Below are 19,325 nucleotides of genomic sequence, written 5' to 3'. Positions count from 1 at the left end.
CTGAGACAAACGCTTCCCATGGCTTTCTGCCTAAGGTGTGTGGGTACCGGGAATCGTTGGAGTGGAATAGCCAATAAAGAGATATTATTTTTTAAATAATATCTATATTGATATAAATGTTACGTTTTCATGCCGGTTATGGCGTTTGATTTAATATGATAGTGCCAGTTCCAGGAAGCCACGCTCAGTTCAGGAATGCAGAATGTAGGGCTGATTATACCGCCTCTGATTTCAGGGGTAAAAGAAATCGCCCTTTATAAGAGCATAAATATAATTCAGGTTATTCAGCAGCAATAACAATAGAGGAATGATTATGTCCAAGTTAAGAGTCGCCGTCGATGCCGGCGGAACTTTTACCGACGTATGTATTTATAATGAAGAGACTCAGGCGTTCCGCGTCACCAAGGTTCCCTCTACGCCAAGCAACCCCAAGCAGGCCGTGATCGACGGGGTGCGGCGTGGCGAGATCGATCTTTCGGACGTGGATCTGTTCTTCCACGGCACCACCGTTGCCACCAATGCGCTGATCACCCGTCGCTTCCCCAAGGCGGCACTGGTCACCACCAAGGGCTTTCGCGATGTGATCGAGATTCGTGACGGCACCAAGGACAATCTGTGGGATGCCTACGAGGATGTGAGTGGCCCCTACATCCGCCGTCGCGACCGTTTCGAGGTGACCGAGCGCGTAGACTACGCCGGTGAAGTCGTGACCCCGCTGGATGAGGAGGAGGCCCGCATCCTGGCTCGCAAGCTCAAGCGGCGTGGTGCCACCACGGTAGCGGTTTGCTTCATCAACTCCTATGCCAATGCCGAGAACGAGAAGCGCATGCGGGAGATCCTCGAGGAGGAGATTCCCGGGGCGAGCGTCTCGACGTCATCGGATATCCTGCCCGAGATATTCGAGCATGACCGCTTCAATACCGCGGTGGCGAATACGGTGCTGGGTCCGCTGGTGTCGGACTACGTCAAGCAGCTCGACGATGAGTTGAGCGCGGGTGGCTACGATAACGACCTGCTGCTGCTGCACTCCGGCGGTGGCTCGATGACGCCGGCCATGGCGAAGCACTTCCCGGTGCGTCTGGCGGCCTCCGGTATCGCCGCGGGGGCGATCGCCGCCAAGCATATCGCCGAACAGTGCGGTTATCAGAATGCCGTCGGGCTGGATATGGGGGGCACCTCTACCGATATCTCGCTGATCCATGATGGTGAGCTGCGCGTGACCAAGCAGTGGGGAGTGGAGTATGGACATCCCATCGTGTTTCCGAGCATCGAGGTACTGACCGTCGGTGCCGGTGGGGGCTCGCTGGCGCATATCGACATCGCCGGGGCCCTGCGCAATGGCCCGCAGTCTGCCGGGGCCGACCCGGGCCCGGCCTGCTATGAGCGTGGCGGCACGGAGCCTACCAATACCGATGCCAACCTGGCGCTGAACCGTCTGGGCACCGTGCTTGCGGGCGGCGCACTCGAGCTGAATCGGGACAAGGCGACCCAGGTCATCGAAGAGCGTGTCGGCCAGCCGCTGTCGTTGGACACGGCCGAGGCGGCACAGGCGGTCATCAAGGTGGCGAATGCCAACATGGCCGATGCGGTGCGGCTGGTATCGATCCGCCGTGGCCTGGACCCGCGTGACTTCGCCCTGATCGCCTTCGGTGGTGCCGGTGCCCTGCACGGTGCCGAGGTGGCCAAGGAGCTGGGCATCCCGGCGGTGATCGTGCCCCCCAATCCCGGGGTGACCTCGGCGATGGGGTGCCTGCTGGTGGATATCCAGCACGACCTCTCGATGATGTACACCGCGGCGGCGGAGAGTGCCGACCTGGAAGACCTCGAGCGCCAGTTCCGGTCTCTGGAGGATGAGGCGGTGGACAGGCTGCGCCACGAGGGCGTCGCCGATGCCGATGTGGTCCTGCAGCGTGGCATCTCCATGCGCTATCAGGGACAGTGGCGCTCCCTGCAGGTGGCGATGGGCAGTGGCGATGCGTCACTCGAGGATGCCATCGAGATGTTCCACCAGGAGCATGAGCGGCAGTTCTCCTTCCGCCAGAATGCGCTTCCCGTCGAGATCTACCAGCTTCACCTGCGTGCCGTGGGCAAGACGCCCAAGCCGGAGTTCCCGCGCAGCGAGCGTCAGCCGGGTGCCCAGGCAGAGCCGCATGCACACCGCGAGGTCTACTTCGAGGGGCAGTGGCACCGGACGCCGGTCTACGATCGGACAACCCTGCCGGTAGGTTTCGAGTTCTCCGGTCCCGCCATCATCGACCAGCTGGACTCCACCACCGTGGTGCCGCCCGATACGGTGGCGTCGATCGATGAGTGGAAGAATATTCGCATTCAATTGATTCAGTCGGGAGAGGAGGCATGATCATGGCACATACCAACAAGGACAACGCTCTCGATCCGGTTACCTTCGAAGTCCTCAAGAACGCCTTCGCGACCAGCGTCGACCTGATGAGCGAGCAGATCCTGCGTACCTGTTACTCGTTCGTCATCTACTCGCGCGACTTCTCCTCCGCGCTGTGCGATGCCGAGGGCAATACGGTCATGCAGGGCAGCGGCGACATCGCGGTGCACGTCGGCACCCTGCACTTCCAGTGCAAGGCGGTGCTCGAGGAGTTTGCCGACGATATTCACCCCGGTGATGTCTTCGCCATCAACGACCCTTATCGTGGCGGTACCCACCTCAACGATGTCAGCTTCATTCGCCCGATCTTTTCCGAGGGGGAGATCATCGGCTTTGCCCAGAACAAGGGGCACTGGGCGGATATCGGCGGCAGCGTGCCGGGCTCCTTCGACATCAACGCCAGCACCCACTTCAGCGAGGGGCTTCGCATCACGCCGGTGCGTGTCTGGCGCGAGGGCGTGTTCCTGCACGATGTCGCTCAGTTGCTGGTCTCCAACACCCGCGCCCCGGCCCAGGCCCTGGGGGATCTGCAGGCCCAGGCAGAGGCCACGGCGGTCTGTGAGCGTGAGGTCCTGCGTCTGGTCGACAAATACTCCAAGGCCACCGTGGTGGCGGCCATGCAGGAGACCCAGGACTATGTCGAGCGGGTCGTTCTCAAGAGTCTGGCGGGAATGCCCAAGGGCGAGTGGGAGACGGTCGACTATATCGATGCCGACCCTGCGCTGGGTGAGGGGATGGTGCCAATCCGCATCAAGCTGACGCTGGATGGCAACGGCATTCACTATGACCTGTCGGGTTCGGCGCCTGCGGTCTCCACCTTCCTCAACTCCAGCTATGGCACGACCCACTCCGCCATCTATGCGGGTACCAAGACCTTCTTCCCCGATGTTCCGCTCAATTCCGGGTTCTATCGCGCGGTGACGGCCAATATCGGTGAAGAGGGCAGCGTGGTGAACGCGGGCTGGCCTCATGCGGTCACCGGTTTCTGCTCTGGCCCCTACGAGAAGGTAATGAACGGTATCTTCGAGCTGTGGAGCGGGGTCATGCCGGAGCGTGCCATGGCCTGTGCCTTCAACCTGGAGTACCTGCTGATCGGCGGTAATGATGGACGCACCGGCAGCGGCGACTACTTCATGTGGTATGACTGGATGGCCGGCGGCTGGGGCGGCCGTCAGACCAAGGATGGCTCATCGGCCACTTCGCCGGTGTTCGGCACCGGGCTGGCGGTTCAGCCGGTGGAAGGGCAGGAGAGGCTGAACCCCGTACTGACCATGTGTCACGAGATCAGCATGGACTCTGCCGGGCCGGGCCGCTTCCGCGGGGGGTGTGGTGTCGAGAAGGGAGGCAAGCTGACCCAGGTCGACAAGACGGTGATGAGCTACTGCTGTGACCGCGGCCGTTCGGTGACCTGGGGTGTGAATGGCGGGCTGCCCTCCGTCCCGCACGGGGTGTGGATCAACAAGGGAACGCCGGATGAGAAGTATCTGGGTGCCACCTTCTCGAATGTGACGGTACGCTCCGGTGATACCTTCACGCGCCCCTCGGCGGGTGGCGGTGGCTTCGGTGACCCGCTGGAGCGCGATGCACAAGCGGTGCTGGAAGATGTGATCGATGGCTACGTATCCGTCGAGCGCGCCGAGTGTGACTATGGCGTGGTGATCCAAGTCAACGACCCCGATGTCGATGACTATGTGATCGACACCGAGGGCACCGCCAAGGCCCGCGAGTGGATTCGGGCGAATCGGCGGGAGTGGCTGCAGACCCCACCCGAGGACGTCGCCAAACAGTACCGAGATGGCGAGCTGAATGTCCTGGACGTGATTCGTCGCTACGGCGTGGTGCTGGACTGGGGCACCGGCGAGCTGCTGGAGAAGTCGACGCAACAGTATCGTGACTCGCTGGCCAAGCGCTCATCCAGTTTCTGGACGTGATATTGCGATCGCGAAGGTGAACGGCGAGACTTCGGTAGGATCCTGGCCCGATCAGTTCGGGTCGGGCCTCCGGAGTCTCGCCTTCGTTGCGACACGCACAGACACGGCGCGAACAGAGAGAGGAGTGGCATGAATACAACGACGACAATGCCAGAATCCGCCGAGTTGCCAGGAGCTGCCGGTTTACCGGGAACCACTGATTTACCAGGAACAACTGATTTGCCTGGAGCCTCAAGGCCGACAGGGCCCGAGGGAGGCACAAGACCCGACACACGGTTGAGCTCCAACTCCCAGGAACGCTGGACGCAGATCATTTCCGACACCTACTTTCCATTGACCCTGAGCTACGGTGGCCATGAGGAGGATGCCTTCCAGGGGTCGCTGAAGGTCTGGAAGGCGGCGGGTAGTGACTACTCCCTGTCTCGCCTCACCTCCGACAGGGCCGAGTACTCCCGCTCGCGCTCGCAGATTGCCGAGGATAGCCAGGCCTCGTTTCTGGTGACGATCCCGCTGCGGGCCCAGGTGTTCTTTTCCCAGCATGGAAGAAACCTGAACTGCCCACCGGGCCACTTCATCGTCGAACAGGGCGATGCGCCCTATCGGTTCGGCTACGCGGCGCCCAATGATATGTGGGTCTTCAAGGTGCCCGAGGGGTCGATGAAGTCCCGCATTCGGCGCCCGGAACGCTATTCGCAGCACTGCTTCTCCGCCCAGGAGGGCATCGGCTGTGCCTTCGTCGAGTTCCTGAAGATCTGCTCACTGCATGTGAACGAGTGCAGCGTGGAGGATCAGAGCCGCCTGTTCGAACAGGCCCTGAGCATGCTGTCGATGGTGCTGGAGCAGGATGAGCGGGTGTTGAACAGCGACCAGTCGCATCTGAAGACCGCCCACCTGATGCGGATCGAGCGCTATATCTCGGCCAATCTGGGCGACCCCGAGCTGTCACCCGCCCGCATCGCCCATTTCTGCGGCATCTCCCTGCGCTATCTGCACAAGCTCTTTGCCGGGTCCGGATATACGGTCGCCGAGTGGATACGCGCCCAGCGGTTGGAGGCCGCGCATCGCGAGCTCGAGTCGCTCCCCCTGGGGGTCAATATCGGTGAGGTGGCCTACCGCTGGGGATTCTCGGAACAGGCGCAGTTCAGCCGCGCGTTTCGCAGGCGGTTCGGCTATTCCGCCAGCGAACTGCGGGATCGCCTGGTGTGAAAGTCAGCGGTGTAGTTCCTGAACTCACCCAATACGCGCGGCACCTGCGGTAGCCAGTCGTTCACCGCTAACAGAAAGCGCCAACAGAAAAGGAGGCAAGTCCTGCCATGCAGAGAGCACAGGCCGTGAGCCAGCTTCAAATCGACGACAGTCAGGTGATCGTGACCCGTTGGGACTTTCCACCCGGGTCGGAGACGGGCTGGCATCGCCATGAGCATGACTATGTGATCATCCCGTTGACCGACGGCCGGATGCGGCTGGAAACCCCCGAGGGGGAGCGCGAGGTCACTCTCGAGGCGGGTGTTTGCTATAGACGAGTCGAGGGCACCGAGCATAACGTCATCAACGATGGCGAGGCGCCTTTTGCCTTCGTCGAAGTGGAGATCAAACAGTAAGAAGGCAGAAATGCAGAAAGGCAGGAGGCAAGAAAGCAGAAGGCAAGATGCCGCCTGCCGAAGCGGTGTAACTCGGCGACCAGGTGGCTCTCATCAGCAGCCCCGGGGCGAGCGTTTTACGCGTGAGTGGCACCCGGCATCGGTCGGCTCTGGCTAGTCCCGACGCAAGGGTGTGTCAGTGCCACAAAGTGTGGGCCACAAAGCCATTGGCAGTGCCTCGCACCGGGCGTATGATTCGCGCGCTCAGCATGTCGTGGGCGTGATATAACATCCGCTACAAGGCCGCTTGTGCCTTGAGTGCCACCCGACTCCTACCCCTAACTCCCTTCCTCCCGTACGAGGCATGCATCAATGTCGCGGCAACTGCTGGCTCTGGCCCTCGCTCCCTTGTTGGGGCTCTTTATTCTCGGTATCGGTAACGGCTTTCTGGCCACGGTGATCACGCTGCGCCTGGATGCCGCGGGTGAATCGGCGGCGGTGATCGGCTGGGTATCGGCGGCCTACTTTATTGGCCTGGCGCTTGGGGCCCTGTTGAATGACCGCATGCTGCTGCGCATCGGTCATATCCGTTCCTATGGCAGCTTCGCCTCGCTGGTAGCGGTCACCGTGATCCTGCAGGGTCTGGTTGAAGACCCCTGGGCCTGGTTTTTCCTGCGCCTGATCGGTGGTTGGGCCACGGTGGGGGTCTATCTGGTGATCGAGAGCTGGCTGCTGGCCTCGGGCGAAGCCCGGGTGCGTGGCCGGCTGCTCGCCCTCTACATGATCTCGCTCTATGCGGCAGGCGTGCTCGGTCAGTTGTTGCTGGGTGTCACCGAGGCTATGGGCGGGGCGTCGTCGTTTATGGTGATCGGCATGCTGGCCTCACTGTCGGTGCTGCCGATGGCGATGATCCCTCAGTTCACGCCCATGATCGAGAAGGCCGAGCCGCTCTCGCCGTTTCGCCTGGTCATGCTGACCCCCACCGGTGTCATGGGCAGCTTCGGTTCCGGGTTGATCGTGGCAGGGGTCTACGCCCTGTTGCCGCTTTACCTGCAGCGCGCCGGCTTCTCGGTCGACCGTGTCGGCCAGATGATGGCAGTGGTGATACTCGGCGCAATGGTGCTGCAATATCCCGTGGGACGCTGGTCCGACCGCCACGACCGTCAGCTGGTGCTGATTCTGATCTCCGCCTTCTGCACGCTGATCTCGGCGGCGGTGCTCTGGTTACCGCTGAATAGCTGGAGCCTGGCCGGGCTGCTGTTCCTGCTCGGTGGCGGCGTGTTCTCGTTCTATCCGGTAGCTCTGGGGCATGCGGCCGACCGCGCACCGGCGGGCGCCCTGGTGCGCATGAGCCAGGGCCTGTTGCTGATCAACGCGATCGGCTCGGCGCTCAGCCCGCCGCTGATCTCGCCGGTGCTGGGGAAGCTGGGGGATGCCGGGCTGTTCTGGAGTTTCGGTGCGCTGGGCATCTGCCTGGTGCTGTTCTTCGCCTGGCGGCGTAGCGTGCGTCCGGCGCCGATGCCGGTGGCGCCCTTCCATGCCGGTACGCCGATGACGGCGAGCGGCGCCGAGCTGGTTATCACCGAGGATCTGGTCAAGGGTGCCACCGAACATGAGTACAAGGAGGACCTTACCGACCTGGTGCCGGATGTGGAGGTAGCCGAGCCCCTGGTCGGGCCGCCGCTGCCGGATGAAACCTGTGTCGCTCACTTCCCCGAGCCAGACGATAGCGAAGAGCCGGTTCAACATGCGCTGCCGGGTGTCGAGTCGGTCGAGGCCTATCTGGCGGGGCCGGTGATGGCCGAGACGGGCTGAAGTTTCTGCAAGTTTAAGACCTTGGGATAATGGTCGACGGAAAGTAGTGAATCTACTATCGCCGTTATCATTTTTCCCGAGGTGCTTCGATGATTCCCTTTGCCGCTCCCGTCCGTGACCTTCGCTTCGTACTGGAAGAGCTGCTCGAACACGGCTCTCTCGCACTGCCCGGTTTCGAGGAAACCAGTCCCGACCTGGTGGAGGCGGTGCTGGAAGAGGCCGCCAAGCTGGCCGGCGAAGTCTGGGCACCGCTCAATGCCAGCGGCGACCAGCAGGGCTGCACCCGTCGTGAGGATGGCAGCGTCAGCGTGCCCGACGGCTTTGTCGAGGCCTACCAGGCCTACGCCGAGGGGGGCTGGAACGGCATCGGTGTCTCCGAGGAACTGGGCGGCCAGGGGCTTCCCGAGGTCGTGGCAAGCTCGGTGCAGGAGATGCTTCACGGTGCCAACATGTCGCTAGGCCTGTGCCCCATGCTGACCGCCGGTGCCATCGAGGCGCTGGCTCACCACGGCAGCGATGCACTTCGTACCACCTACCTGCCCAAGCTCGTCGAGGGGAGCTGGACGGGCACCATGAACCTGACCGAGCCCCAGGCCGGCTCCGATCTCTCCAAGGTGCGGACCCGTGCCGTGCCTCAGGAAGACGGCAGCTATCGACTCTTCGGCCAGAAGATCTTCATCACCTGGGGCGAGCATGATGCCGCCGAGAACATCATTCACCTGGTGCTGGCGCGCAAGCCGGATGCCCCCGAGGGCAACAAGGGTATCTCGCTGTTCGTGGTGCCCAAGTTCCTGGTTAACGTCGATGGCTCGCTGGGCGAACGCAACGATGTGGTCTGCGCCTCCATCGAGCACAAGCTTGGCATCCATGGCTCGCCTACCTGCACCCTGAGCTTTGGTGAGCAGGAGGGCGCGATCGGTTACCTGGTAGGCGAAGAGGGGCGTGGCCTCAACCATATGTTCACCATGATGAACGAGGCGCGTCACAAGGTCGGCATCCAGGGGATCGGCGTGGCCGAGCGTGCCTGCCAGCATGCCGCCGCCTACGCCCTGGATCGCACCCAGGGGCGTAGTCCGCGCTCGGGGCGCAATGACTGCAACATCAGCGACCATCTGGATGTGCGGCGCATGCTGCTTTCCATGCGCGCGCGCACCGATGCCCTGCGGGCCCTGGCGCTCTACTGTGCCGCTCAGCTCGATGTGGCGCGTCATGCGGCGGATGATGCCGAGCGCGCCGCCGCTCAGGCCCGTGCCGAGGTGCTGATCCCGGTGGTCAAGGCGTTCTCGACCGATCAGGCGGTGGAGATCGCCTCCCTGGGGATTCAGGTTCACGGTGGCATGGGCTTTGTCGAGGAGACCGGCGCCGCCCAGCTGCTGCGCGATGCGCGTATCGCGCCCATCTACGAGGGCACCAACGGCATTCAGGCCCTGGATCTGGCCGGGCGCAAGCTGCAGCGTGATGGCGGTGCCGCCCTCGAGGGGCTGCTCGGCGATATCGATACCACCGTGGCATCGCTCAAGGCCAGCGACGAACTGACCACACTGGGCGAGAGCCTGGCGGTTGGTGTTGCCGATCTGCGTGCCGCCATGGCCACGGTGCTGGAGGCGGGCGCCGACCCGGAGAGCGGGGCCGACGCCGTTCAGGCCTACGCGACCCCCTTCCTGAGCCTCGCCGGGCACGTGCTGTGCGCCTGGCAGATGGGCCAGGCAGCGCTCAAGGCCAGCGCCGCCCAGGCCGGCGGCAGTGCCGATCCGTTCTACGCCACCAAGCGCCAGAGCGCCGACTATGTGATACGCCAGTGGTTGCCGGTGGGTCGTGCACAGCGCGCGGTGATCGAGGCCGGCATGGCCAGCCTGGCCGCCTTCGACGTCACCCACTAGTTTCCATACAAGGCCTGCGCCGCCGGCTCCAGCCGGCGGCCTCTCTAGCCGCCATGCCCCACTCTCGCCCCCATAACAACTCGACAGGAGCATGAACAGCCCGACAGGGTCATGCGCCAGATCACGGAGCCACTCATGAGCCAGAGCATTTTCGAACAGGGTCTGCCCAAGACCGCCGCCAACCACGTACCGCTCTCACCGCTGACCTTTATCGAGCGTACCGCCTCGATCTACCCGGACTACCCCGCGGTGGTCTATGGCGAGTTGCGCCGCGACTGGGGCACCACCTGGGAGCGCTGCCGTCGACTCGCCTCGGCCATCGAGAAGCGTGGCATCCAGCCCGGTGAGACCGTGGCGGCCATGCTGCCCAACGTGCCGGCGATGTTCGAGGCCCACTTCGGCGTGCCGCTGGCCGGCTGCGTGCTCAACACCCTGAATATTCGTCTGGATGCCGAGGCCATCGCGTACATGCTGGAGCATGGCGAGGCCAGGGCGATCCTGGTCGACCCGGAGTTCGCCGATGTCATCGAGGAAGCGGTGGGCAAGCTCGACAAAAAACCGCTGATCATCGATGTGGCCGATCCCGAGTTCGTGCCCGAGGGGAGAAGCATCGGCGAGCTTGAGTACGAGGCGCTGCTGGCCGAGGGTGACCCGGACTATGCCTACCGTCTGCCCGAGGACGAGTGGCAGGCGATCTCGCTCAACTACACCTCCGGCACCACCGGCAAGCCCAAGGGGGTGGTCTACCACCACCGCGGTGCCTACCTGAATGCCACCAGCAATATCCTGGTATGGGCGATGCCGCACCACCCCGTGTATCTGTGGACCCTGCCGATGTTCCACTGCAACGGCTGGTGCTTCCCTTGGACCATCGCCGCCGCCGCCGGTACCAATGTCTGCCTGCGCAAGGTCGAGGCCAAGCGCGTGATGGACCTGATCGCCGACGAGCAGGTGAGCCACTTCAGCGGCGCCCCCATCGTGCTGAATGGACTGGTAAACCTGCCCGGCGAGCAGAAACGCGACTTTGATCATCCGGTGAAGGTCACCACGGCAGGCGCGGCGCCGCCCGCCTCGGTGATCGCCGGCGTCGAGACCCTCGGCATCGACGTGACCCATGTCTACGGCCTTACCGAGGTCTATGGCCCGGTCACCTCCTGCGCCTGGCGCGCGGCATGGGACGAGCTGCCCATGGAGGAGCGGGCCAAGCTCAAGTCGCGTCAGGGGGTGCGCTACCACATGCTGGAAGCGCTGTGTGTGGCCGACCCCAACACCCTGGAGCCGGTGCCCAAGGATGGCCAGACCATCGGCGAGATCCTGATGCGCGGCAACAACGTGATGAAGGGCTATCTCAAGAACGAGGCGGCCACCGAGCAGGCCCTGGAGGGCGGCTGGTACCATACCGGCGACCTCGCCGTGTGGCATGAAGACGGCTATATCGAGATCAAGGATCGCTCCAAGGACATCATCATCTCCGGTGGCGAGAACATCTCCACCATCGAGGTGGAGGACTGCATCTACTCGCACCCGGCGGTGGAGGAGGCGGCCGTGGTGGCCAAGCCCGACGAGAAGTGGGGCGAAACGCCCTGTGCCTTCGTCAAGCTCAAGGTGGGGTATGGCGAGGTCACCGAGCAGGAGATCATCGATCACTGCCGCCAGCATCTGGCTACCTTCAAGGCCCCCAAGACGGTGATCTTCACCGAGCTGCCCAAGACCTCCACCGGCAAGATCCAGAAGTTTGTACTGCGCGACGAAGCGCGCAAGCAGTAACTGTCGACCGCCCCGGGAGCCCTCAGGGGTAGCCTTCTGGGGTCAGACCCCCGCAGCTGACTTGGCTAGGGTCTGACCCCAAAAGGGGCATGCCACCTCGGCATCACCCCTCAACAAACAGATCACAGGAGAGTGCAGATGAGTGAGCAAGCGATCGGTGTGGTAGGCGCCGGCACCATGGGGCAGGGGATCGCCCAGGTGCTGGTGCAGAGCGGCTTTTCGGTTCGGCTCTACGATGTGGCCGAGGAGCAGCTCCAGCGCGCCCGTGGGGCCATCGACAAGGGGCTGGGCAAGCTGGTCGCCAAGGAGAAGCTCGCCGCGGCCGACCAGGATGCCGCTCTGGCGCGTCTGGATACCACCACCGCGCTGGATGCCCTGCGCGACTGTGAGGTGATTATCGAGGCCGCCCCCGAGCAGCCGGCTCTCAAGGAGAAGCTGTTTCGCGACTTGAGCCGCCTGAGCCATGAGGCGATTCTGGCTTCCAATACCTCCTCGCTGTCGCTGACCCGTCTGGCCGCCGTCTGCGAGCGCCCGGAGCGGGTGGTGGGCATGCACTTCTTCAACCCGGTGCCGGTGCTCAAGCTGGTCGAGGTGATCCGTGCCGAACAGACCAGTGATGCCACCGTGGCGCGTATCGAGGAGCTGACCCAGGCGCTTGGCAAGACCGCCGTGGCTATCGCCGACTCCCCCGGGTTTGCGGTCAACCGACTGCTGGTGCCGATGATCAACGAGGCCGCCTTCCTGCTTCAGGAGGGGGTGGCCAGCGCCGCGGACATCGACGCTTCCATGAAACTGGGTGCCGCGCATCCCATGGGGCCGCTGGCCCTGGCCGACCTGATCGGCCTGGATGTCTGCCTCTCCATCATGGAGGTGTTGCAGGAAGGCTTCGGCGATCCCAAGTACCGGCCCTGCCCGCTGCTCAAGCGCATGGTGGATGCGGGCTATCTGGGCCGCAAGAGTGGCCGAGGCTTCCACGTTTACTCCTGATCACGCGCCTGGCGGGCCGGTATCTCCTGTGAGAGGCCGGCCCCGCCGTGCGAAGACGCCGCCAGGCGCCCTTGGGAGAACCTCATACCTGGACTGGATCAACCAAGGAAGCATTGCCGCCCAACCTAGCGTTCGCTAGGGTTGGGCGGTATCGTCTCAACACCATGCAACAAGAATCCGAGGAGTCCTACCCATGAGCGAGAAGCTGATCGATGTGGTCGACAACGCCGGTCTCGTGCGCCTGACCATCAATCGTCCCAAGGCACTCAACGCCCTGAACAGCGATGTACTGGCCGAGCTGGAGCGTGTGCTGGCCGACCTGGAGGGCCGCGCCGATCTGCGTGCCGTGGTGATCACCGGTGCCGGCGAGAAGTCCTTCGTGGCCGGCGCCGATATCGCCGAGATGCGCGAGAAGACCCCCGAGCAGGCCCGGGACTTCGCCCGCCAGGCGCTGGATACCTTCAAGCGCCTGGAGACCCTGCCGGTGCCCTCCGTGGCGCTGGTCAACGGCTTCTGCCTGGGTGGCGGCTGCGAGCTGGCCCTGGCCTGTGACTGGGCGGTGGCCAGCGATAACGCCATCTTCGGCCAGCCCGAGGTGCTGCTCGGCGTGATCCCCGGCTTCGGTGGCACCCAGCGTCTGCCGCGACGCGTCGGCCCGGCCATGGCCATCGACCTGTGCACCACCGGTCGCAAGATCGATGCCAATGAAGCGCTGCGTATCGGTCTGGTCAATCGGGTGATGCCCCAGGCGGAGCTCGAGGACTATGTCGAGGAGCTGGCCAAGCAGCTGGGTGGCAACGGCCCGCAATCGGTTCGTGCCGCCAAGCAGGCGATCCACGATGGCATGGACCAGGATCTCGACAGCGCCCTGGCCCTGGAAAATGCGTTGTTCGCCTTCTGCTTCGCCGGTGAGGAGCAGAGCGAAGGCATGAGCGCCTTCGTCGAGAAGCGCAAGCCGAACTTCTAAGGGGCACTACTTCCAAAGGGCACTGTTTCTAAGGGACGCTGTCCCCCGCTGGAGTAGCTTGCGCGCGGCCGTGGCAGAAGTGTCACGGCCGCATTGCGTAGCAGGGGTGCCTTTCCAGGCTCCCCTTGCACTGGTTGAGTGACGGGCTATGGTGATAGCTGGCAGTAACGCTCTGAACCCCAGGATGGGAGAAAGCCGTCATGAAAGCACTGTTAGTTTCCGCACTGCTACTTGCCACGCCAGTCTTGGCCCAGGCCGCCTGGCAACTGGACGAGGAGCACTCCTCGGTGCATTACGTCTCCATCAAGAATGCCTCCACCGGTGAGATCAACAGCTTTGGCAAGCTCTCCGGCAGCATCGATGAGCAGGAGAGCCGGGTGGTAATTGACCTCTCCAGTGTCGAGACCGGCATCGATATTCGTAATGAACGCATGCAGGAGATGCTGTTCGAGACCGGTCAGTTCGGCGAGGCCGAGGTGAGTATCGCGATGGGCGAGGAAGCCCTGTCGGACATGCAAGTGGGCGAGCGTCGTCAGGAAACCCAGACCCTGAGCCTGAGCCTGCATGGCGAGACGCTGGAGCTGGATGCCGAGATGCAGGCGATTCGCCTCGACGACTCGACCCTGCTGATCAGCTCGGTGCACCCCGTGATTATCTCCGCCGAGGACTTCGGGCTGGGCGAGGGTGTCGAGGCCCTGCGCGAGGTCGCCGGGCTCTCCGCCATCAGCACGGCGGTGCCGGTCAGCTTCAATCTGGTGTTTACCCGGTGATCGTCAGAGATCATGGCAGCGCCCATGGCGTAGCGGTGTGATAGCAGGCGAGGGCACGCTCCAGCATGGGTACGTACCCCGCGCCTTGGCGCACATGCCAGGGAGGCAGCCCTAAAAGGCAACGTGGCCGCGACGCAATCGCCCTGGTCGTCTTGCGTCTGATATAGACTTATGGATAATCGCGATCGCAAACGTTTGCGTCCTACGCTGAAGCTCATTATCGCGATACCTCGCCTGGATGTGTCATGAAACGCCACGGCCTTCTGAATGCCCCCCTCGCCTCGCTCATCGCCGAGCTTGGCCATACCGACACCCTCGTGATCGCCGATGCCGGACTGCCGATTCCCCCGGGCGTGCCCCGGGTCGATCTGGCGCTGCGCCCGGGCCTGCCCGGCTTTCTCGAGGTGTTCGATGCGCTGGCCGACGAGCTCTGCCTGGAGGGGGTGACCCTGGCCAGCGAGCTTGGCGAGGCGAGCCCCGAGTTGCATGACCGGCTCGCGGCCCGCCTCGATGCCCTGGACGCCCGGGAGAAGGCGCCGCTGGCGCGCACTCGGGTGTCCCACGAGGCCCTCAAGCGCCTGCTGCCCGAGGCCCGCTTCGTGGTGCGCACCGGCGAATGCACGCCCTTCGCCAACGTCGTGCTGCACAGCGGGGTGCCGTTTTGAGCCCGTCGGAGAGACCGGTCGAGGCCGAGCAGCCGCGCCTGGCGCTGCAGGGTATCGGCAAGTCGTTCGGCGCGGTCACGGTGCTCCAGGACGTCGACCTGGACCTCTACGCCGGCCACGTGCTGGCGCTGGCCGGCGAGAACGGGGCCGGCAAGTCGACCCTGATGAAGGTGCTCAGCGGTGTCCACCAGGCCGACGCCGGGGCGATCCGCCTGCATGGCCGCGAGGTGCGCTTCACCACCCCGCGCCAGGCCATGGACGCCGGCATCGCCATCATCCACCAGGAGCTCAACCTGGTGCCGACCCTCTCCGCCGGCGAGAACATCTTCCTCGGCCGCGAGCCGCTCACCGCCTGGGGCAGCGTCGACTGGCGCCGCCTGTTCCGCGAGGCGGCCGCGCTGCTCGAGGAGCTCGAGCAGCCCATCGACCCGCGCGCGCCGGTCTCCGCGCTGAGCATCGGCCAGCAGCAGATGGTCGAGATCGCCCGGGCGCTGTCGCTGGACGCCGAGATCATCGTCATGGACGAGCCTACCGACGCGCTCACCGACGTCGAGACGGCGGTGCTCGAGCGGGTGGTCGCCAGCCTGCGCGCCGCCGGCAAGTCGCTGGTGCTGATCACCCATCGGCTGGCCGAGATATTCCGCATGTGCGACGACGTCGCCGTGCTGCGCGACGGTCGCCTGGTGCATCAGGGCCCCACGGCGGAGTCCAACGAGGATCGGCTGATCCAGCAGATGGTCGGCCGCGAGCTCGCCGACCGCTACCCCTACGAGCGGCCCCAGGCCGGCGACGTGGTGCTCGAGGTCGAGCATCTGGTGGCGCCGGGGGTCGAGGACGTCTCCTTCACCGCCCGCGCCGGCGAGGTGCTGGGCTTCGGCGGCCTGATGGGTGCCGGGCGTACCGAGATGTGCCGAGCGCTGTGCGGCGACGTGGCGCGCCGTGCCGGCCGGGTCCGGGTCAAGGGGCGCGAGGTGCGCTTCGCCTCGCCCCAGCAGGGCCTGGAGGCGGGGCTGGTCTATGTGCCCGAGGATCGCAAGCAGTCGGGCCTGGTGCTCGACCACTCGGTAGCCGACAACATGTCGCTGACCGCGCTGCCGGCCTTCTGTGGCCCGCTGGGCGTCGTCCGCCATGGCCGCGAGCGCCGCGCCATCGAGCACTACGTCGAGGCCTTCCGCATCAAGCTGAGCGACGCCCGCCAGCCGGTGAAGACCCTCTCCGGCGGCAACCAGCAGAAGGTCTCGCTGGCCAAGGCGCTGATGCCCGAGCCCGAGATCGTGATCCTCGACGAGCCCACCCGCGGGGTCGACGTTGGCGCCAAGCGCGAGATCTACCTGCTGATCAACCGCCTCAAGCGCCAGGGCAAGTGCGTGCTGCTGATCTCCTCGGAGATGCCCGAGCTGATCGGCCTGTCCGATCGCATCCTCGTGCTGGCGAACGGCCACATCAGCGGCGAGTTCACCCGCGACGAGGCCACCCAGGAAAAGATCATGACCGCGGCGGCACACGTCGCCACGCCGATGGAGACCTGAGAGACCATGACTGCTACCCCCATGAAGCGATCGGCGGTGCGCCTGCTGATCGACAACAAGGCCTTCCTGGCCCTCGTGCTGCTGGTCGTGGTGAGTGCCGCCATGAGCGACAGCTTCCTGACCGGCGACAACCTGCTCAACGTCCTGCGCCAGACCAGCATCAATGCCATCATCGCGATGGGCGTGACCTTCGTCATCCTGACCGCCGGCATCGACCTCTCGGTGGGCGCCGTGCTGGCGCTGAGCGGCGCCTTCGCCGCCTCGATGACCGCCTCGGGGCTCGCCCCCTGGCTGAGCGTGCCCGGCTCCATCGCCGCGGGCGCGGCGATGGGCATGGTGTCGGGGCTGTTCGTGGCCTATGGCCGCATCCAGGCCTTCGTGGTCACCCTGGTCGCCATGACCGTGGTGCGCGGGGCGACCCTGGTCTACACCGACGGCCGGCCGATCTCGATCGGCGGCGGTGACGTCGCCGACGCCTTCTGGCAGCTCGGCGGCGGCTACTGGATGGGCATCCCGATTCCCATCTACCTGATGTTCTTCGTCTTCGTGCTCTGCTGGGCCGTGCTGCACCACACCCGCTTCGGTCGTCACGTCTACGCCGTGGGCGGCAACGAGCAGGTCGCGCGGCTGTCGGGCATCAACGTCAACCGCATCAAGGTCAGCGTCTACGCCATCGCCGGGGCCTGCGCGGCTCTGGCCGGCGTGGTGCTGACCGCGCGCCTGGGCTCCGCCCAGCCCACCGCCGGCATGACCTATGAACTGGACGCCATCGCCGCGGTGGTGATCGGCGGCACCAGCCTGATGGGCGGGCGCGGGCGCATCTTCGGCACCCTGGTCGGGGCGCTGGTGATCGGGGTGCTCAACAACGCCCTGAACATCCTCGGCGTCTCGTCCTATTTCCAGATGATCGCCAAGGGCGCGGTCATCCTGCTGGCGGTGCTGATCGACAGCCGCTCGCAGTCCTCGTCCTGAGCTCGCCCCGAGCCCGGACCCTCGACACTCGACCGCAGGAGCCTTGCTACATGAAAAAGCTGATCCTGGCCACCGCCGTGGCCGCCGGAGTGGGCCTCACAACGGCCCAGAACGCCATGGCCGACCGCATCGCCCTGGTGATCTCGACCCTCAACAACCCCTTCTTCGTGACCCTGCAGGAGGGCGCCCAGGCCCAGGCCGAGGCGCTCGGCCATGAGCTGATCGTGCTCGACTCGAGCAACGACGCCGCGCGTGAGCTCTCCAACGTCGAGGACGCCCTGTCGCGTGACGTCGACGTGCTGCTGATCAACCCCACCGACTCCGACGCCGTGGTCTCCAGCGTGCGCACCGCCAACGCCAAGGACGTGCCGGTGATCACCCTGGATCGCAGTGCCAACGGCGGCAGCGTGGTCTCCCACATCGCCTCCGATAACGTGGCGGGCGGCGAGCTGGCCGGCGAGTTCATCATCGAGCGGCTCGGCGGCGAGGGGAAGGTGGTGCAGCTCGAGGGCGTGCCCGGCGCCTCGGCGACCCGCAACCGCGGCGAGGGCTTCATGACCGCCATCGAGATGATGGACGGCATCGAACTGGTGGCCACCCAGCCGGCCAACTTCAACCGCAGCGAAGGCCTCAACGTCATGGAGAACCTGCTCCAGGCGCACTCGCAGATCGACGCGGTGTTCGCCCAGAACGACGAGATGGCCCTCGGCGCCCAGCGCGCCCTGCAGGCGAGCGGCATGGACGACGTCGTGCTGGTCGGTTTCGACGGCACCGATGACGGCATCCAGGCCGTCAACGACGGCAAGATGAGCGCCACCATCGCCCAGCAGCCGGCGCGCATCGGCGAGCTCGGGGTGACCACTGCCGATCGCCTGCTCAAGGGCGAGAGCGTCGAGGCCAGCGTGCCGGTGCCGCTGCAGCTGGTGACCCAGGAATAACCCGGGTGACCCAGGAGGAATGCCGGTGAGCGCAGGGCTGGGCGTCGCGCCATGATTCGTCTCAAGGACGTCGCCCGGCAGTCGGGCGTGTCGGTGACCACGGTCTCCCACGTAGTCAACGGCACGCGGCGCGTGGCGCCCGCCACCCGGGTGCGGGTGCAGCGTGCCATCGCCGAGCTCGGCTATCGGCCCGACAGCATCGCCCGGGCCCTGAAGTCGAACCGCAGCCGCACCATCGGGATGATCGTCACGGCGGCCAACAATCCCTTCTTCGCGGAGATCATCCGCGGCGTCGAGGATCACTGCTCCGCCCACGGCTACGGCCTGATGCTGTGCAACACCGGCGACGCCGACGCCCGGCAGCTCACCTACCTGCAGGCCCTGCGCGACAAGCGCGTCGACGGTCTGATCGTGATGACCGCCCACAGCGGTCCCGACTTCCTGGCGGCGCTGGCGCGCCAGCCGCTGCCCACCGTGCTGATGGATGCCGATCCGACTGGCGGCGAGGAGATCGCCGTGGTCAACGACGATTCGCGGCTGGGGGCGCGGCTCGCCATCGAGCACCTGCTGGCGCGGGGCCTCACCGATATCGCGCTGTTGACCGGGCCCGCCTCGCATCCTCGCTCCCGGGAACGCCTGGCCGGCGCCCTCGAGACCCTGGCGGAGGCGGGCATCCGTCCGCCCAAGGCGCGCATCGTCGCCACCAACCTGATGGCCGATGGCGGCCATCAGGCCATGCTCCGGTTGCTCGCGGCCGGGTCGCCTCCCGAGGCGCTGTTCGCCTTCAACGACCTGGTGGCCATCGGCGCCATGCGTGCGGCCCACGAGCATGGGCTCGCGCTTCCCGACGACCTCTCCGTGGTGGGCTATGACGACATCGAGCTGGGCCGATATCTCACTCCGGCTCTGACCACCGTGCACCAGCCGGTCTACGAGCTGGGCGCGATGGCCAGCGCACAGCTGATCGAGCGCATGGAGCACGGAAGTCCCCTGCAGCCGGTACTGCGGCTCGATCCAAGCCTGGTCATCAGAGAGTCGGTAAGAGAACCGGTGCAAGGCTCGAATCGCGAGTCGATCAGGTCGCCTGTTCCCTGAGTGCCTGCTCCGGTCAAGCCAGATCAGGCCA

Annotated in this window: 15 protein-coding genes; all 15 read left to right on the top strand. The window is 65.0% G+C overall.

Annotation, left to right across the window (positions count from 1 at the left end):
* Positions 1 to 313: 313 nt before the first annotated feature.
* The 15 genes from Q0894_RS02440 to Q0894_RS02370 all read left to right on the top strand — a co-directional run bounded on the left by Q0894_RS02440 (position 314) and on the right by Q0894_RS02370 (position 19,294).
* The gene (locus Q0894_RS02440; protein WP_299231138.1) at positions 314 to 2,359 is read left to right on the top strand and encodes a hydantoinase/oxoprolinase family protein; all 2,046 of its coding nucleotides are present in this window, start codon (positions 314 to 316) and stop codon (positions 2,357 to 2,359) included.
* A 2-nt stretch (positions 2,360 to 2,361) separates the two neighbouring features.
* Positions 2,362 to 4,329 carry a hydantoinase B/oxoprolinase family protein gene (locus Q0894_RS02435; protein ID WP_299231136.1) on the top strand — a complete coding sequence of 656 codons (1,968 nt, stop codon included), beginning with the start codon at positions 2,362 to 2,364 and terminating at the stop codon, positions 4,327 to 4,329.
* A gap of 276 nt (positions 4,330 to 4,605) precedes the next feature.
* Entirely contained in the window at positions 4,606 to 5,535 is a 930-nt protein-coding gene (locus tag Q0894_RS02430) for a helix-turn-helix domain-containing protein (protein WP_299231134.1), read from the top strand.
* Between the two features lie 125 nt (positions 5,536 to 5,660).
* Positions 5,661 to 5,930 (top strand): cupin domain-containing protein, encoded by a 270-nt coding sequence (locus tag Q0894_RS02425; protein WP_299231132.1) that lies wholly within the window; start codon positions 5,661 to 5,663, stop codon positions 5,928 to 5,930.
* Positions 5,931 to 6,281: 351 nt separating this feature from the next.
* Positions 6,282 to 7,724, top strand: a complete 1,443-nt coding sequence (locus Q0894_RS02420) for an MFS transporter (protein WP_299231130.1) — start codon at positions 6,282 to 6,284, stop codon at positions 7,722 to 7,724.
* A gap of 89 nt (positions 7,725 to 7,813) precedes the next feature.
* Positions 7,814 to 9,604 carry an acyl-CoA dehydrogenase gene (locus tag Q0894_RS02415; RefSeq protein WP_299231129.1) on the top strand — a complete coding sequence of 597 codons (1,791 nt, stop codon included), beginning with the start codon at positions 7,814 to 7,816 and terminating at the stop codon, positions 9,602 to 9,604.
* A gap of 135 nt (positions 9,605 to 9,739) precedes the next feature.
* The gene (locus Q0894_RS02410) at positions 9,740 to 11,371 is read left to right on the top strand and encodes an acyl-CoA synthetase (protein ID WP_299231127.1); all 1,632 of its coding nucleotides are present in this window, start codon (positions 9,740 to 9,742) and stop codon (positions 11,369 to 11,371) included.
* A gap of 138 nt (positions 11,372 to 11,509) precedes the next feature.
* Positions 11,510 to 12,358, top strand: a complete 849-nt coding sequence (locus tag Q0894_RS02405) for a 3-hydroxybutyryl-CoA dehydrogenase (protein WP_132041335.1) — start codon at positions 11,510 to 11,512, stop codon at positions 12,356 to 12,358.
* A gap of 193 nt (positions 12,359 to 12,551) precedes the next feature.
* The gene (locus tag Q0894_RS02400) at positions 12,552 to 13,325 is read left to right on the top strand and encodes an enoyl-CoA hydratase-related protein (RefSeq protein ID WP_299231125.1); all 774 of its coding nucleotides are present in this window, start codon (positions 12,552 to 12,554) and stop codon (positions 13,323 to 13,325) included.
* A gap of 200 nt (positions 13,326 to 13,525) precedes the next feature.
* Entirely contained in the window at positions 13,526 to 14,095 is a 570-nt protein-coding gene (locus tag Q0894_RS02395; RefSeq protein WP_299231123.1) for a YceI family protein, read from the top strand.
* A gap of 245 nt (positions 14,096 to 14,340) precedes the next feature.
* A complete protein-coding gene (gene rbsD / locus Q0894_RS02390; RefSeq protein WP_299231121.1) occupies positions 14,341 to 14,760 on the top strand; it encodes a D-ribose pyranase in 420 nt (139 codons plus the stop codon).
* A complete protein-coding gene (locus Q0894_RS02385) occupies positions 14,757 to 16,289 on the top strand; it encodes a sugar ABC transporter ATP-binding protein (RefSeq protein WP_299231120.1) in 1,533 nt (510 codons plus the stop codon). Before rbsD ends, Q0894_RS02385 begins: the two co-directional genes overlap by 4 nt.
* Before the next feature lie 6 nt (positions 16,290 to 16,295).
* A complete protein-coding gene (gene rbsC / locus Q0894_RS02380) occupies positions 16,296 to 17,261 on the top strand; it encodes a ribose ABC transporter permease (RefSeq protein WP_299231119.1) in 966 nt (321 codons plus the stop codon).
* A gap of 50 nt (positions 17,262 to 17,311) precedes the next feature.
* Positions 17,312 to 18,199 (top strand): ribose ABC transporter substrate-binding protein RbsB, encoded by an 888-nt coding sequence (rbsB, locus tag Q0894_RS02375; protein ID WP_299231118.1) that lies wholly within the window; start codon positions 17,312 to 17,314, stop codon positions 18,197 to 18,199.
* 51 nt (positions 18,200 to 18,250) lie between these two features.
* The gene (locus Q0894_RS02370; protein ID WP_299231117.1) at positions 18,251 to 19,294 is read left to right on the top strand and encodes a LacI family DNA-binding transcriptional regulator; all 1,044 of its coding nucleotides are present in this window, start codon (positions 18,251 to 18,253) and stop codon (positions 19,292 to 19,294) included.
* The last annotated feature ends 31 nt before the right edge of the window (positions 19,295 to 19,325 follow it).

This window comes from uncultured Halomonas sp., assembly GCF_947501415.1.
Classification (GTDB): domain Bacteria; phylum Pseudomonadota; class Gammaproteobacteria; order Pseudomonadales; family Halomonadaceae; genus Halomonas.
The sequence above is the reverse complement of the archived record's forward strand: the minus strand, read 5'-3'. Positions and strand labels throughout refer to the sequence as shown.

What these genes read in the sequence shown, in the direction of transcription:
- Q0894_RS02440 (WP_299231138.1), top strand. Translation starts at nt 314, where the DNA reads ATGTCCAAGTTAAGAGTCGCCGTCGATGCCGGCGGAACTTTTACCGAC.
- Q0894_RS02435 (WP_299231136.1), top strand. Translation starts at nt 2,362, where the DNA reads ATGGCACATACCAACAAGGACAACGCTCTCGATCCGGTTACCTTCGAA.
- Q0894_RS02420 (WP_299231130.1), top strand. Translation starts at nt 6,282, where the DNA reads ATGTCGCGGCAACTGCTGGCTCTGGCCCTCGCTCCCTTGTTGGGGCTC.
- Q0894_RS02415 (WP_299231129.1), top strand. Translation starts at nt 7,814, where the DNA reads ATGATTCCCTTTGCCGCTCCCGTCCGTGACCTTCGCTTCGTACTGGAA.
- Q0894_RS02410 (WP_299231127.1), top strand. Translation starts at nt 9,740, where the DNA reads ATGAGCCAGAGCATTTTCGAACAGGGTCTGCCCAAGACCGCCGCCAAC.
- Q0894_RS02405 (WP_132041335.1), top strand. Translation starts at nt 11,510, where the DNA reads ATGAGTGAGCAAGCGATCGGTGTGGTAGGCGCCGGCACCATGGGGCAG.
- Q0894_RS02400 (WP_299231125.1), top strand. Translation starts at nt 12,552, where the DNA reads ATGAGCGAGAAGCTGATCGATGTGGTCGACAACGCCGGTCTCGTGCGC.
- Q0894_RS02395 (WP_299231123.1), top strand. Translation starts at nt 13,526, where the DNA reads ATGAAAGCACTGTTAGTTTCCGCACTGCTACTTGCCACGCCAGTCTTG.
- rbsD (WP_299231121.1), top strand. Translation starts at nt 14,341, where the DNA reads ATGAAACGCCACGGCCTTCTGAATGCCCCCCTCGCCTCGCTCATCGCC.
- rbsC (WP_299231119.1), top strand. Translation starts at nt 16,296, where the DNA reads ATGACTGCTACCCCCATGAAGCGATCGGCGGTGCGCCTGCTGATCGAC.
- rbsB (WP_299231118.1), top strand. Translation starts at nt 17,312, where the DNA reads ATGAAAAAGCTGATCCTGGCCACCGCCGTGGCCGCCGGAGTGGGCCTC.
- Q0894_RS02370 (WP_299231117.1), top strand. Translation starts at nt 18,251, where the DNA reads ATGATTCGTCTCAAGGACGTCGCCCGGCAGTCGGGCGTGTCGGTGACC.